Source organism: Chitinophaga sp. CCNWYY40, from assembly GCF_037483205.1.
GTDB classification, from domain to species: domain Bacteria; phylum Bacteroidota; class Bacteroidia; order Chitinophagales; family Chitinophagaceae; genus Chitinophaga; species Chitinophaga ginsengisegetis.
Genome location: NZ_JBBHLF010000002.1, coordinates 1,183,352 through 1,199,156 on the forward strand (window position 1 = coordinate 1,183,352; position 15,805 = coordinate 1,199,156).

The 15,805-nt window shown below is 44.9% G+C and carries 13 protein-coding genes; 7 read left to right on the plus strand and 6 right to left on the minus strand.

Annotation, left to right across the window (positions count from 1 at the left end; translation table 11 throughout):
• The first annotated feature begins 51 nt into the window (after nt 1–51).
• Both V7S65_RS10530 and V7S65_RS10535 read left to right on the plus strand, forming a co-directional pair.
• Complete coding sequence (locus V7S65_RS10530) at nt 52–1,431, plus strand: eCIS core domain-containing protein (protein WP_111578457.1); 1,380 nt, start codon at nt 52–54, stop codon at nt 1,429–1,431.
• An 11-nt stretch (nt 1,432–1,442) separates the two neighbouring features.
• Nucleotides 1,443–1,916: a hypothetical protein gene (locus V7S65_RS10535; RefSeq protein WP_133256196.1), complete on the plus strand. Its 474-nt coding sequence runs from the start codon at nt 1,443–1,445 to the stop codon at nt 1,914–1,916.
• A 36-nt stretch (nt 1,917–1,952) separates the two neighbouring features.
• Here V7S65_RS10535 and V7S65_RS10540 read toward each other — a convergent pair whose 3' ends face one another.
• Complete coding sequence (locus tag V7S65_RS10540) at nt 1,953–2,420, minus strand: hypothetical protein (RefSeq protein WP_111578459.1); 468 nt, start codon at nt 2,418–2,420, stop codon at nt 1,953–1,955.
• Nucleotides 2,421–2,616: 196 nt separating this feature from the next.
• On the opposite strand from V7S65_RS10540, the gene V7S65_RS10545 reads away from it, so the two are divergent.
• Complete coding sequence (locus tag V7S65_RS10545; protein WP_336388289.1) at nt 2,617–3,183, plus strand: DUF4256 domain-containing protein; 567 nt, start codon at nt 2,617–2,619, stop codon at nt 3,181–3,183.
• Nucleotides 3,184–3,202: 19 nt separating this feature from the next.
• On the opposite strand, the gene V7S65_RS10550 is transcribed toward V7S65_RS10545, so the two are convergent.
• Nucleotides 3,203–3,742 (minus strand): prolyl-tRNA synthetase associated domain-containing protein, encoded by a 540-nt coding sequence (locus V7S65_RS10550; RefSeq protein ID WP_336388288.1) that lies wholly within the window; start codon nt 3,740–3,742, stop codon nt 3,203–3,205.
• Nucleotides 3,743–4,345: 603 nt separating this feature from the next.
• On the opposite strand from V7S65_RS10550, the gene V7S65_RS10555 reads away from it, so the two are divergent.
• Genes V7S65_RS10555 through V7S65_RS10570 form a run of 4 tightly spaced genes read left to right on the plus strand, consistent with a single transcriptional unit; the run spans nt 4,346 to nt 11,739 of the window.
• Nucleotides 4,346–7,498: a SusC/RagA family TonB-linked outer membrane protein gene (locus tag V7S65_RS10555; RefSeq protein ID WP_336388287.1), complete on the plus strand. Its 3,153-nt coding sequence runs from the start codon at nt 4,346–4,348 to the stop codon at nt 7,496–7,498.
• A 19-nt stretch (nt 7,499–7,517) separates the two neighbouring features.
• On the plus strand, nt 7,518–9,404 hold the full coding sequence (locus tag V7S65_RS10560) for a RagB/SusD family nutrient uptake outer membrane protein (RefSeq protein WP_336388286.1): 1,887 nt from the start codon (nt 7,518–7,520) through the stop codon (nt 9,402–9,404).
• Between the two features lie 24 nt (nt 9,405–9,428).
• Entirely contained in the window at nt 9,429–10,613 is a 1,185-nt protein-coding gene (locus V7S65_RS10565) for a DUF5000 domain-containing lipoprotein (RefSeq protein WP_336388285.1), read from the plus strand.
• 28 nt (nt 10,614–10,641) lie between these two features.
• Nucleotides 10,642–11,739, plus strand: a complete 1,098-nt coding sequence (locus V7S65_RS10570; RefSeq protein WP_336388284.1) for a DUF4998 domain-containing protein — start codon at nt 10,642–10,644, stop codon at nt 11,737–11,739.
• A gap of 92 nt (nt 11,740–11,831) precedes the next feature.
• On the opposite strand, the gene V7S65_RS10575 is transcribed toward V7S65_RS10570, so the two are convergent.
• From V7S65_RS10575 to V7S65_RS10590, 4 genes are all read right to left on the minus strand, one after another.
• Entirely contained in the window at nt 11,832–12,602 is a 771-nt protein-coding gene (locus tag V7S65_RS10575; RefSeq protein ID WP_336388283.1) for an SDR family oxidoreductase, read from the minus strand.
• 35 nt (nt 12,603–12,637) lie between these two features.
• Nucleotides 12,638–13,393: an SDR family NAD(P)-dependent oxidoreductase gene (locus V7S65_RS10580; protein ID WP_111578467.1), complete on the minus strand. Its 756-nt coding sequence runs from the start codon at nt 13,391–13,393 to the stop codon at nt 12,638–12,640.
• 132 nt (nt 13,394–13,525) lie between these two features.
• Nucleotides 13,526–14,146: a DUF2306 domain-containing protein gene (locus tag V7S65_RS10585; protein WP_336388282.1), complete on the minus strand. Its 621-nt coding sequence runs from the start codon at nt 14,144–14,146 to the stop codon at nt 13,526–13,528.
• A 71-nt stretch (nt 14,147–14,217) separates the two neighbouring features.
• Nucleotides 14,218–15,369: a helix-turn-helix domain-containing protein gene (locus V7S65_RS10590; protein ID WP_336388281.1), complete on the minus strand. Its 1,152-nt coding sequence runs from the start codon at nt 15,367–15,369 to the stop codon at nt 14,218–14,220.
• Nucleotides 15,370–15,805 lie beyond the last annotated feature (436 nt).

The following is a 15,805-nucleotide window of genomic DNA, read 5'->3' on the forward strand; positions in this document are numbered from 1 at the left end:
ATTTAATGCCTGGTTTTTGTTATCTTCATATTACCAGGAAAAATTAACCTCATGATCACACATGCTGAAGACCCTCACAGCGGAAAACGCCAGGCTGCAACTGCAGGTCATGTAACGCCGGCCGCCGTACATGTTGCGGACAATGGCCCCCGGGCGGTGCAACTACGCCCCTATCAGCAACTGACAAACAACAACGACAAAATAACGCAGCAGAAAGCCCTTCAGGCACTGGCAGACAATCGCCCGCAGCCCATGCAGGAGAAAGCCGGTCATCAACACTCCCCCGTACAGAGAAAAGAAAACAAAACCGGTATGCCGGACCATCTTAAAAATGGTATAGAGAATATATCCGGTCACAGTATGGATGATGTACGCGTGCATTACAACTCCGCCGAACCCGCACAACTGCAGGCCCTCGCCTATGCAAAGGGAACAGACATACATCTCGGCCCGGGCCAGGAACAACACCTGGCGCATGAAGCATGGCATGTAGTGCAGCAAAAACAGGGACGGGTACAGGCCACCACACAATTAAAACAGGGCATCCCTGTTAACGACGACAAAGGACTTGAACAGGAGGCCGACGTAATGGGCCAGAAAGCACTGCAACTATACAGCGCTTCCCCCGCGTTGCCGCTGACTGTTGCCACCCAGCTGAAACAGGATGTGGTACAACGTATCAGCATCGACGTCGGCAAACTGAATGTAGTGGGTGAAGAACACGGAGAGTCACAGAAACGGCGGCAAACAGAAGTCGCCTACAGCAACCACCTGTTTGGCCAGAACGGCCTGTACTGGCAGGAAGCGGCGTTCAAGCCCATTGAAATTCACCAAACACGCGGCGATGAAGCCGGCCTGCGATTGAAATTCTTCTATCATACATTTGCAGGCGGCATGGTGAAGGTAATACAAACCACCCACGACGGAGATATGCCTTTCCTGATGGCGGTACGCGGCATCTGGAAAACACTGAATACCGTAAAAAGCCTGTACCAGGAAGAAGTGGAAACGCTGAGCCACGAGGAAGGTCTTGCCCTGCATCAAATGATGACCAACCAGGTATGGACCGGCTTCCAGGCCAAAATGGATGGACTGGCTACTCCTCAAAATGCCGACAGCCTGCAATACCGGAAAGAGTTGGTAACGGATATGATAAATCTGAAAAAGTATTGGGAAACCAAGCCGGATATTTATGAACCCAGCAAAGCAGTGGTGACGAACGATCGCAATGACCACATGCATAACAGCGCTACCACAGCCGCCTTCCAGGGGCGTAAAGGTATCTGGAAAGTGGGAGAAAACCACGTTATCGGTATCTCACAAATGTTTCCCGCCGGCAGGCAGTATAACCTGGTACACCGGGCAGATTTCAATAACGATATCAATGCGTATATCCAAAGTACCACCAGTGTATCTAAGGAGAAAAAATGAACGATCTATTTATGGAAAGACAATGGAATCAAACAGGCGAAGGTAAATTTGTGTTTTTAATGAATGGTGAAGAAATTGGAACCTATCAAAGAGGAGATGATTGGAAGAAAGAACCCACTACTTTCAATATTCTTCAAAATGAATATAATATTGAATACTCTTCCGGCCTTTTCAGTCGTGGTAGCATCAAAATATTAAACGAATCAGGAGAGCCCGTCCTGAAGTTAAAGAGTATCCCCTTTTCATTGAACTTCAATTTTGAATATCAGAACCGGCAATTTAAACTTGTATTTAAGGATGCGCCACTTTGGCAATGGTCTATCATGGAAAAAGATAACCTGGTACTTTCTTATAGAACGGACCTGAGCAAAGGAACAACGGGATTGTCTATACAATCCCGGGAAGATGCAGACAGTGATTATCTGTTTGATTTCTTATTAGGACATTTGATTTTGGGGAAAGAGAAAAAGGATGTTATGGAGTGACCTAATTTTAAGAAAAGGTCCTCTTCGTGGCAGTTGTTAATAAATTGCAAGGATTTCTATTTCTTTTTTATTGAACAGAAAACGATCTCCTGTCTTTTTTGACAGTAATAATTTTGCCAGCGGCGTATAGGGAGACAGGAAAAATATAGTCTGTTCATCTATCAATTGCCTGCCCAGTCCTGCTGCAATAAAAAAAGACTGTTCTGCGCATTGTACCAGGGCACCGGTTTGCGGGGTAGTATAAATGCTGTCTGTATTTACTTGCTGCAACCTCGCAAGTTCCTTTACATTTTCCGCTTGCTGCCGTGCATACATATCTTTCTCCAGGTGCCCCATTGCCCTTCCTGTTTCATACTTATCCCCCGCCGAACTTTTATCTTCGCTGTTAGCCGCCTCTTGTGCGCTATCACCGGCCGATTTAGCCATTGCAATACGTTCAGATATTAACTGCAGTCCTGCTTGTTTTAACCTGGTTTTAAAGGCGATCTTCTCCTGGCTTGTCATAAAGGTTGATTACATGAAAATAAAAGTACGCATTTTACACCGGTTAACGGAAGGATGTTCTCCCGCAAAAATTACTGCAATCTGGCCTCATACAAAATATATCATGGGATACATGGCGCCACTTCGAAGCCCTTCAGTGGAATAGTTTTATTACCTATTTTTGCAGAGAAACAGAAAGCGCTAAACTATCAACCATATGAAAAACACTAAACGAAAGTTGTCTTCCGAACAATCCCGGGAACTCCTCAGCGTATTGAAAACCCGCTTTGAAAAAAACAAGAACCGTCACAAAGGGCTCGACTGGACTAAGGTACAGACAAAGCTGGAAGCGAATCCGGGAAAACTGTGGTCGCTCGATGAAATGGAATTAACCGGTGGTGAACCCGATGTAGTAGGTTATGATAAAAGTAAGGATGAATACATTTTCTATGATTGTGCAGCAGAAACCCCTAAAGGCCGCAGAAGTATCTGTTACGATCATGAGGCCCTGGAGTCGAGGAAAGAACACAAACCGGAAAACAGCGCCGTTGAAATGGCTGCCGATATGGGTATTGAGCTTTTAACAGAAGTACAATACCGCGAGTTGCAGCAACTTGGCAACTTCGATACGAAAACTTCCAGCTGGATAGTAACGCCTCCTGCAATAAGGAAACTAGGTGGCGCACTCTTCTGTGATCGTCGTTATGATCATGTTTTCGTGTATCATAATGGGGCAGAATCTTATTATGCCGCCAGGGGATTTCGTGGATCATTAAGGGTATAAGCGCTGCATTAAGAATAGCCTACAGCTGTACGAATTTGGGCGTATGCCCGGTAGAGGGGATAAACTCGTTTATCACCCATGCTGTACTAAGCTTGAGATAACTGGTGGTGGTGCCGTCGCTGCAGCCGTACCACTCTTCTGAGAGGATATCATTATCGATTACCAGCTGCACCTTCATTGTCCTGTCCAGCATCAGGCCAAACACCGTTGCGGCACCAATATCTGTTCCCAGTATTGAACGAAGTAACTCAACGGAGGCAAAGGACAAGCGGGAAATTCCCAGCGCTGCGCTCAGATCTTTTGTTTTAAAAGGTTTTCCGGCAGTAGTAATTACCAGGTAGAAGTTTGTTTGCTGCCGGTTACAGAGAAAAAGTGTTTTTACCGTTTTCATGTTCAGTCGCTGGTCTATCCTGATACAATCTTCCATCGTAATAGCAGGATCGGTATCTACACGCTCATATCTTACTCCTCTTTCCCTGAACATTTCATAAACCATTTGTTGTAATGGTGTGTTGAACACCGGTGGTTCGGTTTGTTTTACGTCACTAACAAAATACATATCAATACTGATTTACTATCCCTTTTTTAAATGGTCAAAGATAACCGGTAGACGTTAAAAAATACCTACCGGTGTTTGGAGCAGGATGGTACAGGATGATTAAAAAGAATTAGTTCTCTATTTTACTATCAGTTTCTTCGCAAAAAGTAATAGTAAATTAAACTTAACTCTATAGCAACCAAATATTATGTACTGCGCAAGATAACTGACTGAATTTCTTTCAGTTTTAGTGACAACTGCTTGTATCTGTGCTAAATCGATTTTCCGAGTATCAAATTTATAACAAAGCCAATAATCTTATGTAGTATCAACAGGTAACTAATCAGTATACGGTGAGTCGGCTGACTCACCGTGTGCAACTTCATCACTAATTAGAAGTGTAACCTTTAATCTCATTGTCGGCTCAACTGCCGGTAGCTTTTGTATTGCCTGAAATACAGGTAACGGGCTGCTGTAACGTTGAACCGGCCTGGAGAAAGAATGCCCCTGCACATAGCATCACCTAAATTCAACAGCATGGAATTATAGACCCAACTGCATTCCCGGATATGAAACAACACCTTGCCCATTCACTCATCTCAAACCAGTAAATAGCTTAACGCTATGAAGAATTCTACGTTTAGAAAAAAGCCATTTTTTCTTTCCCTATTCAGGCACGCACTATTTAACAAACGGTACTTCCTTGTACCTGCGCTGCTATTATCCTGCTCCCTGTCTTTAGCGCAACAGCGTATGATCGTTACCGGTGTCGTCGTTTCGGCAGACGATAACTCCCATATCCCTGGCGTAACCGTACAGATAATGGGCACCAGTAAAGGCACCACTACCAACGACAATGGTAAGTATTTTCTTGAGGCCAGTCCGGGCGACTCCCTGATTTTCCGCTACATCGGCTACGTGGAAAAGCGCGTAAAAGTAGGCACGCACCCTGCCATTAACATCGCTATGCAGTCGATATCCAGTCAGCTGAAAGATGTGGTGGTAGTGGCTTTTGGCACAAAGAAAAAAAGCGACATGGTAGGATCGGTTACTACCATTAAACCATCGGATCTCAAAGTACCATCCAGCAACCTCACCACAGCACTGGCCGGGCGTGCAGCCGGCGTAATCGCCTTTCAGCGGAGTGGTGAACCCGGCCTGGACAATGCACAGTTTTTTATCCGCGGGGTTACCACCTTCGGGTATAAAAAAGATCCTTTAATTCTGATTGACGGCGTTGAATTAACTACCACCGACCTCGCCCGGTTGCAGGTAGATGATATCTCCAGCTTTTCTATTCTGAAAGATGCCAGTGCCACCGCGCTGTATGGCTCCAGAGCCGCCAACGGCGTGATCATGGTAACCACCAAGCAGGGCGCTGTTGGCAAAGCCAAGTTAGCTTTCCGCGTAGAGAATTCAGTATCTGCCCCTACTAAAAATATTGAGCTGGCAGACCCGGTTACCTATATGAAACTGGCCAACGAAGCCGTGCTTACCCGCGATCCCCTGGGCGCACTTCCCTACAGCCAGGAGAAAATAGATAACACCGCAACAGGCCTCAACCCTACTGCTTACCCGGCCAACGACTGGAGGAAACAGCTGTTTAAAGACTATACCACCAACCAGCGGTTGAACCTGAGTGTGAGCGGCGGTGGTGGCGTAGCCAGGTATTTTGTATCGGGCGCCTACAACCGGGATAACGGGTTAATGAAAGTAGATAAACGGAATAATTTCAATAACAACATCCGGCTGAGTAGTTATAGCCTGCGGTCTAACGTAAATGTCAATTTAACAAATACCACAGAAATGGTAGTCCGTTTAAGCGGCAGCTTCGACGACTACACCGGTCCGGTGGATGGCGGCGCCAGCATGTACCAAAAAGTGATGAAATCCAACCCCGTACTATTCCCGGCTTACTACCCCGCCGATGAAGAGCACAAGTTTACAAAGCACATCATGTTTGGCAATTATGATGAAGGACAATACATCAATCCATACGCAGAAATGGTGAAGGGATACAAGGATTATTCCCGGTCCCTCATGCTGGCGCAAATTGAGCTGAAACAAAACCTCAAATCCATTACACCTGGCCTGGCAGCCAGTGGAATGATTAATACCAACAGAACGTCTTATTTTGATGTGAGCCGTTTCTATAACCCGTTCTGGTACCAGATGGATGCGTATGATAAATTATCCGACAAATATTTTATCACCAATACCAATCCCAATGAAGGTACCGAGTACTTAGGTTATAACGAGGGAGAGAAAACCATCAGCACCTCCCTTTACCTGGAATCCAGATTGAATTACGACCGCTCATTTAATAAAAGTACCGTCAGCGGCATGATGGTGTTTATGTTACAAAACCGGTTAAATGCCAATGCGGGCGATCTCCAGCAATCGCTCCCGTTCAGGAATATAGGATTATCCGGCAGGGCCACGTACGACTATGATAAACGTTATTACACAGAAATAAATTTCGGTTATAATGGGTCAGAACGTTTTGATAAGAACAACCGGTTTGGTTTCTTCCCATCTTTTGGACTTGCGTGGACAGTATCTAACGAAAAATTCTTCGAACCTATCAAAACAATATTCTCCAATGTGCGGCTGAGGGGAACTTACGGTATTATAGGGAATGATGCGATTGGCTCTCCGCAGGACCGCTTCTTTTACTTATCAAACGTAAATATGAACGACGGCAGCAGAAGCGCAGGCTTTGGGCGTGATCCCGGGAACGTATACCGGCTGAACGGTATTTCCCTCTCCCGTTATGCTAACCCCAATATTACCTGGGAAACTTCCAAACAAAAGAATATCGCATTGGAGCTGGGCTTGTTTAATAAATTAAATATAGTAGCAGAATACTTTTCCCAATACCGCGACCGGATCCTTATGACCCGCAGCATTCCGGAGGCGGCCGGTTTCGCTGTGCCTATCAAAGCGAATGTGGGTATTGCCACAGCAGCAGGCGTAGATATATCCATGGATTACAAACAGTTTTTTAAAGACAATTTCTGGGTGTCGCTGATGGGAAACTTTACCTATGCCACCAGTAAATATAAAAACTATGAAGAACCAAAGTATGATGAATCCTATCGTTACCATACCGGGTATTCTCTTAACCAGGTGTTTGGTTATATCGCGGAAAAATTATTTGTAGATGATGCCGAAGCAGCTAATTCTCCCAAACAAAATTTTGGCAGGTATGGCGGTGGAGATATTAAATACCTCGATGTAAACAGGGATGGCCAGATCACTGAAGCGGATAAAGTGGCCATCGGTAATCCTACCGTGCCGGAAATAGTGTATGGCTTTGGCTTTTCGATGGGATATAAAAATTTAGACCTCTCTGCTTTCTTCCAGGGATTAGATAATGAATCATTCTGGATAGATCCGGAAGCCACCTCTCCTTTCGCCTCGGAAAATCAGTTGCTGAAAGCCTATGCCGATGATCACTGGTCGGAAGAGCGCCAGAATGTATATGCACTCTGGCCCAGGTTAAGTCCTGATGTAAACAGGAACAATGCACAAACCAGTACCTGGTTTATGCGCGACGGCGCATTCCTACGGTTAAAGCAGGTGGAACTAGGCTATACACTTCCCGCCAGGTGGCAGAAGAAACTACGCACTTCTACCTTCCGCATTTATGTGAATGCCACCAACCTGTTAAACTTCAGCAAGTTTAAATTATGGGATGTGGAAATGGGTGGAAATGGCCTGGGATACCCGGTTCAGCGGGTATTCAACCTGGGTCTTAACCTGAACTTCAATTAATAAGAAAACAAAAAGCACCATGAAATATAATATAACGATAAGGGCGCTCCTGGTATTGATTATACTCGCATGTAACTCCTGCGCGAAATTCCTCGATGTGGTACCCGATAATGTGGCCACGCTCGACAACGCCTTTACTACCCGCATAGAAGCCAAAAAATATTTATTCACCTGTTATTCTTATATGCCAAAGAACGGCGACCTCGGCGACGATCCTGCGATAGTTGGCGGCGATGAACTATGGCGGTTTTCCTCGGAAGGTGGCTTCTTCAGCATGGCCCAGGGATTCCAGAATGTAGTAGGCCCGCTGGGCGACCGGTGGGGGTATTATTTCAGGGCACTCCGCGACTGTAACATCTTCCTCGAAAATATCGCCAAAGTACCCGACCTGGCTGAAGAAGAAAGAAGACGCTGGATAGCAGAGGTAACGTTTCTGAAAGGCTATTACAACTTTTACCTGGTAACGATGTACGGCCCCATTCCGTTGATGAAAACCAATCTGCCCATCAACGCCGACGGCAACGATATCAACCTGTCGCGCGCACCGGTAGATTCCTGCTTCGATTACATCCTGGAACTGATCAACGAAGCAACCACCAACCTGCCTGCCACTATCATAGACCCCGCCAATGAGCTGGGCCGCATTACCATGCCCATCGCGTTATCATTAAAAGCAAAAGTACTGGTGTATGCTGCCAGTCCGTTGTTTAATGGCAACAGCGATGAAGCCGGGCTTAAAAACCGCGATGGTACACAGCTGTTTAATCCCACCTTCTCCAAAGCAAAATGGGATGCTGCTGCTACGGCCTGTAAAGCAGCCATAGACGCATGTCACCAGGCAGGAATGAAGCTTTATAAATACCACCCGGATTTTCAACAGTATGATCTTTCTGATACCATTATGACCCAGTTAAGTATCAGAAATGCTTTTTGTGAAAGATGGAACACCGGGATTATCTGGGCAAATACCCAAACCAATTCCACGGGCTTTCAACAGCTCATCACTACCTACATTGATCCGGCCAACAGGGATATCACGGTTGTTAAAGGCCAGTTATCGCCTCCCCTGCATATGGCGGAATTGTTTTACTCCAGTCATGGCGTGCCCATTACAGAAGATAAAACCTGGGATTATGCCAACCGGTATAACCTGAAGGTAGCCGGTGAAACCGATAAACTCTATTTGTGGAAAGGCTATACCACCGCCTATTTAAACTTTAACAGGGAACCACGGTTCTACGCCGACTTAGGCTTTGACGGCGGTTTGTGGTACGGACAAGGACGTTATGACGACAAGAAATATTCCGACCTGTTTTACCTGGAAGGTAAATACAGGCAAAGAAATGGTTTTGGTAAACCAGGTTATGGATCTATTACCGGCTATTACCTGAAGAAGGCCGTTCAATATCAGAACGTGATCGGAAGAGGAAACGATTACTCCGTTAATTCTTATTACTGGCCTATCATGCGGCTATCCGGTTTGTATCTCTTATATGCGGAGGCATTAAATGAATCAGCAGGACCGGGAGCAGAAGTGTATAATTACGTAAACCAGGTACGCGAACAGGCAGGATTACAGTCTGTTGAATCATCGTGGACTACCTATTCCACCAATCCCATTAAATACACCACGCAAAGGGGTATGCGGGATATTATCCACCAGGAAGCCCTGATTGAACTGGCATTTGAAGGACAACGGTTCTGGGATCTCCGCAGGTGGAAAGAAGCGCAAACAGTATACAACAGGCCGGTGAAAGGATGGGATCTGATCCAGGAAACAGCCGCTGGTTACTACCGGCCTAAAACCATCTTCAATCAAACTTTCGGATTAAAAAATTATTTCTGGCCGATTAGTGAAGGCACCCTTTCTACCGATAGAAGTTTAGTACAAAACCTGGGGTGGTAACATCTCCCGAAAAAAACTAACGACATGAAACAACTACGTTATATTATCATCTCTATCTTAATCATTGTTGCCGGCTGGTCCTGCAAAAAAGAGAGCAGGATAAATTATACAGATGAAAATGCACCCGCGCCTGCCCCTGTCACCAATATAAAGGTGACCGTAAGCCCGGGAGCTGCCATCCTTACCTACAAGCTCCCCACAGATCCGCAACTCTCTTATATAAAAGCTGTATATGAAATGCAGCCGGGTGTTTTCAGGGAAGCCAAAGCCTCTTACTATACCGATACGTTGCACCTGATTGGTTTTGGCGATACCCTCGTGCATAAGGTGCAGGTATTCAGCGTTGGTAAAAATGAAAAAGTATCTGCGCCGGTGGAGCTAACCGTGCAGCCCTTGCGCCCCGCTGTCATCTCCGCCTTTTCTTCCATCACAATGGGCGCCACCTTCGGCGGCGTACAGATCTCTTTCCGCAACGACGCCAAAGATAACCTGGCCCTTACACTGATGATGGATTCTACGGGGCAAAATACCTGGACTACCGTAAACACCTTTTACACCGGCGCCCCACTGGGCACCTATTCCGTAAGAGGATTTGATACCACGGTAAAGAAGTTTGCCATCTTCGTAAGAGACCGGTGGAGTAACAGGTCTGATACATTGGTTAAATCCCTGAAGCCGGTGTATGAAGAATTAATCTCTAAAAGTACCTGGAAAGAATTACGCCTGCCTACCGATACCTGGGCACAGGCAGATGGTGGTTATCAATTCAGCTGGTTGTTTGATAATAACATCAACAGCATCTTTGCTTCTACCAACCTGTCGGTACTTCCGCAGTGGTCCACTATCGACCTGGGCAAGAAAGTAGTGCTAAGCCGTATTGTAGAGCACCAGCAGCAAGCCGATCACTTCTACGCCGGTTCGGCAGTAAAGAAATTTGAGCTATGGGGGTCTAATGATCCCAGTCCGGATGGAAGCTGGGACAACTGGCAGTTACTGGGCAGCTTTAACTCCTTTAAGCCTTCCGGGTTGCCGTTAGGCCAAACAACGGAAGAAGACAGGAACTACGCCTGGTTTAAGGGAGAAGATTTTTCTTTCGACAGGTTGCTGCCGGCGGTACGGTTTCTCCGCTTTAAAACGCTGGAAACTTACAGTATGTCCGGCCAGGTGGTGATAGCAGAAATAGATTTATGGGGCCAGCAGGTACCTTAATATTTTTCAACTCTTTAAAAGCAATAAGATGAAAAACATCTTTCATTATATCTCCATCCTATTCTCCATGTTGGTTATACTTACGGCCTGCAAAAAAATGGATAGCACCTATAAGCAGTTTGTTGTGCCGGATGGCATTGTATATCCCGGAAAGGCGAATAGCCCGGTAGCGAATGCCGGTCGTAACCGGGTGAAGATTTCCTGGCTGAGAGGCGCAGATCCCACGCTGACTGCCGCAAAGATCTTCTGGAATAATTTTGCGGATTCCGTAGAAATAAGCATTCCACCCACCGGCGACACGATCAGTTATACGATTAACAATCTTCCTGAAAAGAGCTATTTATTCGTTATTAAAACCTACGACGCCAAAGGCGGTGTTTCTGTACCCGTGGAACTATTTGGCGCCAGCTATGGAGACGTGTATCAGTCGAGCCTGTTAGGCCGCCCGGTAGATGCAGGTATCCTGTATCCGGATTCTATTGTGGTGAAATGGGGCGGTGCGGATATCTCCAACGGCGCTTATGCCACGGAAGTAAAATACACCAATGTTTCAGGTGCCACGGAGGTGAAACGTTTCCCTGTCAGCGATGGAGCTTCCACTATTACGGATATGAAAGCCGGTATTACTTATCAGTACCGGACTGTATACCTGCCAGATTCACTCAGCATAGATACGTTTTACACGGACTATGTAACAAGTAAACCGTTTTTATTCAGTCCTAAAAACTGGCAGATCATTGATTTCTCCAGTCAGCATCCCGGTGATGAAAACCTCGTGACCAATGTAATCGATGGATCACCGAATACACGCTGGCATGCGTGGGTTGGCAATTCCAATTATCCGCATTTCTTTACAGTAGATATGGGAATTGTCCGGACCATTACCTCGTTTACATTATACCGTAAAACGGATGACGACAGGGCTTGCGATACGTTTAAACTGCTGGTGAGTACGGATAATGTTAACTGGAATGATCTGGGTACGTTTAACTTCAACCGTACCATTAACGATGGGCAGTCGTATGAGATACCTGCTCATCCTGCAGCGAGGTATTTTAAATTCATCGGGTTGAGCGGTTCTCAGAGTTATATTGTTTTAGGAGATATCAGTGCGTTTGGGTTTTAGCGTGTAAAATAAAGCCATCAGGATCGGGTGCTGAAATGCCGGCATTTCAGCACCCGATTTTATTAATTCCCGCAATGAAGGAGGATCTGAATTTATTTCATCAGGCTGATATTGGTAAGACCGCCATCTGAAAGAATTTCGGTACCCACTATAAAAGCTGAATCGTCTGATGCTAAAAACACCGCCGCGCTCCCAATCTCGGACGGAAGTCCTTGTCTGCCTACAGGTGTAATATCTTTCCAGATCTGTTTTAACTGTTCCAATTGTTCCGGGGGAACAATTTTTCCAAAAACAGGCGTATCAATAGAACCTGGCGAAAGGGTATTCACTCTTATTCTTCTTGACAATAAATCCAGCGACAACCCTTTGGCCAGCGATATGATAGCTGCTTTGGCGGCGCTATAAATAGTCATTCCCGGCGCGGCCCGGTGGGCAGCACTTGATCCGATAAGTATAACGGAGGCGCCGTCATTTAAATACGGCAGTGATTTTTGCACGGTGAAATAAGCGCTTTTCAGGTTCAGGTCCATGTAGCGGTCATAATTATCTTCTGTAACCTGGTCAATGGCGGCCATGGGCACACCATCTACGATACCGCCGGCATTCACTACCAGTGCGTCAATTTTCCCGAATTTATCAAAGGTTGTTTTGAAGATATCTTCCAGGTCACTGATGTTTGTTACATCTCCCTTAATACCTATAAAATCATTACCCAATGCGCTTACAGAACTATTTAAGGTGGCCTGGTTTCTGCCGGTGATAGTGCCCACTGCTCCTTCGTTTCTGAATGCTTCTGCAATGCCGAATCCAATACCGCTGTTACCACCTGTAACAACGGTTACTTTATTTTTCAATTTACCCATTTCTGTTAGTTGCTAAATTCATGAATACCTTAAAATCAAAAACCGTAAATGCCTCCGGATACGGAAATTTTCTCGCCTGTAATCCAGGCGGCGTCATCGGAAGCGAGGAATACGGCTACTTTGGCAATATCTTCCGGCTGCCCGGTACGGCCAAGCGGCGTATTGGCTACCATTTTTGTTTCAGCATCGCTGCCGATGAAGCCGGCGCTACGCGAACCTTCGGTTTCCACAACGCCTGGTAAGATAGAATTGATACGGATATTTCTTCCGCTGAATTCTTTCGACAAAGCAATGGTAATAGCATCCAATGCTGCTTTGGTGGCAGAATATACCGATCCTGTGGGCAGCGGCATTTTACCTGCTTCAGAACTGATGTTGATGATATTGCCACCCTTATCGCCAAACAGCTTTAAAGATGCCTGGATGGCCAGTAAAGACCCCAGCACATTGACGCTGAACTGCTGATGAAAAGATGCTGCTGACACCTCTTCAATTGGCGCATAGTGGTAAATGCCCGCATTGTTTACCAAAATGTCAAGCGTGCCGAAAGCATTCTTTGTTTCTTCAAAAAGCCTGGTTATATCGGCTTCTTTTGATACATCGGCCTGTACCAGGATGGCTGTGCCGCCCTTATCAGTTATGGCTTTCACTACGTGCTCCGCGCCTTCCTTACCTGACGCATAATTTACAACTACCTTTGCGCCTTCTGCTGCAAAATACTTAGCGATAGATGCGCCTATTCCTTTTGATGCGCCAGTAACTATGGCTACTTTGTTTCTTAATTTATCCATTGTTTCATTGATTTAATTCCTGAGCAGCAAAGTTAGGCAAGGAATGTATACTTTAGTAACATGGTATCATAAAGTAACAGTAACCTGGAGGTAACAAGGTAACTTATGAAGGAAACAGCCGGTGATTGTTTATCACTGTTCAGGAGCTGCCAGGGCTGATTTTTGTGTCAGAAAGTAAGCGATGGTTAAATTAGGGATCCAGCACCACCACGCTACAACGGTATAGGCAGTTTCGAAGCTGCCAAACAGGACAATCAGCAACGGCATCCAGGCTCTTAGGGTAACTGCCGCAAAGCAGCAGGCATAACTATAAATCATCATATTTTTATGTGGTACCACTTGCCCGCTCCTGATGCGGAAGTATGCCATGAGCGTAGTATAAAACCAAATAAGGCTCAAGCTGATAAAGCCCAAGGCTACCGGAAGTCCTCCGGTTGCGTAAAAAGCGATATTAAATCCTGCAAGAGCGCTTAGTAAAACAGCGATTACGTATAACCGGCCTATTCTCCTGTGGAGCGTTATATTTTTGCGCCTGATTCCGGGGCTAAATTGTATCCACCCAATCAGCAGCGCAAGCCCGCCAAAGATGATGTGCACATAAAAGCTCCCGTACCAGAAGGGATTAAGAAAAAGTTCACCGGGTTTGATTTTTAATATCCCCACCTTCTTTTCACCCCAAAAGAACAAACCAGGATAAAGTCCCACTACAACCGACAACGCAACCAATAACATCCATAATAACTTTTTTACCATCTTTTTTTAGTGGCAAAGAAAGATGGTATTCATTTCCCGGACGCTCCAAAAGGTAAGGTGGTCGCTTTTACTTAGGTTGCATTGCCCAATTGTATCTTCTCTTGCTGGCAGTATTCTTTGGGAGAGAGGCCCGTTGCCTTTTTGAAATTGCGGTTGAAGGAGGTTTTTGAATTGAACCCCACTTCGAAAGCAAGGGAAAGGAGTGTAAAATTGCTGTTTTCGGGCAGTACCGCTATCCGCTGAAACTCTTTTATGCGGAAGTCGTTGATATAGTCGTAGAAATTCCTTTGCTCCATTGAATTAATTACCTGTGACAAAGTATTGCTGTGAACGCCCAACCGCCCAGCCAATGCATCCAGGTTTAGTCCGGGGTCTTTAAAGAGCTTTTCCGTTTGCATTAACAGCGTTAATTCTTTGTGCACTTTTGACATCAGCCCAGGTTCCACAGCCGTTTTCAGGTATTTGGTTTTCTCAGTGCCATTGGCCAGGCTGCTCACACCAGGATCATTCCCTTCTTCCAGTTTTATATCATCAGTATCCATCAATTGCGTATTCACCACCCGGTTGGTGAATATGCCCACTTGTTTTATTCCGAAATATCCAATAAACAAGATGAACAAATCGACCAGCATAAAGGTAGAAATATCATTTCCGAGTATAACGGATAGCCAGATGGCGCCCATTCCAATGGTGAGGTAAACCAGCCAGTTCAGATTGATTTTCTCTGTATAAGAAAACTGTTTCTGGATATTTATGCTGTGCTTCTTTAATAATATCAGCGACCAAACCACGTAAATTATACCAGACGGTATAATGGGAAGACGTATTATGGAAACGAGTTTTTCATACCCAATACCATGATGCTGATAAACATTCATTTTATGATTAAAAGTCTGGATAAAGAAGCCTGACAATAAGAGGTACGCTATCGTTGCAGGAATAAAATGGATAAACCAGTGCAGCCTTTTATTGCTTTGATTGACCAAAGCAGCAATGTACAAATACAAAAAAGGACCATGAATAAGTGGTAATGGGATTTCAACGCCCAGCAAATACGGGAATTCAACATAAGTTCCGGAAACCAGTGTGTAGTAGCAGAATAAATGAAGGGCAATCAGGGTTAACCATAGCGCTAAAATAAAGTCAGCGGTTGACTTACCCTTTTTTGTAAAAAGCAGCAATCCGAGAAACAGGGAGATGATTATTCCCGTTAAGTGAAACATCTTTTCTTTAATTTATATAGACCCGTCTTTTGATTAAAAATAGAACTTTTTGGTTAAAGCTCATTGGCGCGACGCGGCATTTGTTAATCCCATCTTATAGGAATTTAAGATCAAACATATCAATTATGTATTAAGTGTACCAATGCTATTTGTTATTTATTTGTTATTCTATATTCGTTAAGAATAGGTGACCAAAGTAATATCTTATTTAATTTTTCTTTGCTGAGAATTTAAAATAACAAATGACTTTAACAAAATCAATTTCTACATTTAAATACATTCTCAATAACAATAATTGCACAATGTAGAAATATACTCCCGGCTACTTGCGTATTTATAAACCGCAACTCAATAAGCATAAGTTGAAGACAAGAACGCCATATTTATACAGAATATAGCCAACTATCATATACCCAGTTACTAGTGCATACAAACA

Excerpts from the sequence above, each read along its gene's own strand:
- V7S65_RS10580 (WP_111578467.1), bottom strand. The coding sequence starts at position 13,393 with ATGGATAAATTAAGAAACAAAGTAGCCATAGTTACTGGCGCATCAAAA.
- V7S65_RS10560 (WP_336388286.1), top strand. The coding sequence starts at position 7,518 with ATGAAATATAATATAACGATAAGGGCGCTCCTGGTATTGATTATACTC.
- V7S65_RS10575 (WP_336388283.1), bottom strand. The coding sequence starts at position 12,602 with ATGGGTAAATTGAAAAATAAAGTAACCGTTGTTACAGGTGGTAACAGC.
- V7S65_RS10565 (WP_336388285.1), top strand. The coding sequence starts at position 9,429 with ATGAAACAACTACGTTATATTATCATCTCTATCTTAATCATTGTTGCC.
- V7S65_RS10530 (WP_111578457.1), top strand. The coding sequence starts at position 52 with ATGATCACACATGCTGAAGACCCTCACAGCGGAAAACGCCAGGCTGCA.
- V7S65_RS10545 (WP_336388289.1), top strand. The coding sequence starts at position 2,617 with ATGAAAAACACTAAACGAAAGTTGTCTTCCGAACAATCCCGGGAACTC.
- V7S65_RS10540 (WP_111578459.1), bottom strand. The coding sequence starts at position 2,420 with ATGACAAGCCAGGAGAAGATCGCCTTTAAAACCAGGTTAAAACAAGCA.
- V7S65_RS10590 (WP_336388281.1), bottom strand. The coding sequence starts at position 15,369 with ATGTTTCACTTAACGGGAATAATCATCTCCCTGTTTCTCGGATTGCTG.
- V7S65_RS10555 (WP_336388287.1), top strand. The coding sequence starts at position 4,346 with ATGAAGAATTCTACGTTTAGAAAAAAGCCATTTTTTCTTTCCCTATTC.
- V7S65_RS10535 (WP_133256196.1), top strand. The coding sequence starts at position 1,443 with ATGGAAAGACAATGGAATCAAACAGGCGAAGGTAAATTTGTGTTTTTA.
- V7S65_RS10585 (WP_336388282.1), bottom strand. The coding sequence starts at position 14,146 with ATGGTAAAAAAGTTATTATGGATGTTATTGGTTGCGTTGTCGGTTGTA.
- V7S65_RS10550 (WP_336388288.1), bottom strand. The coding sequence starts at position 3,742 with ATGTATTTTGTTAGTGACGTAAAACAAACCGAACCACCGGTGTTCAAC.
- V7S65_RS10570 (WP_336388284.1), top strand. The coding sequence starts at position 10,642 with ATGAAAAACATCTTTCATTATATCTCCATCCTATTCTCCATGTTGGTT.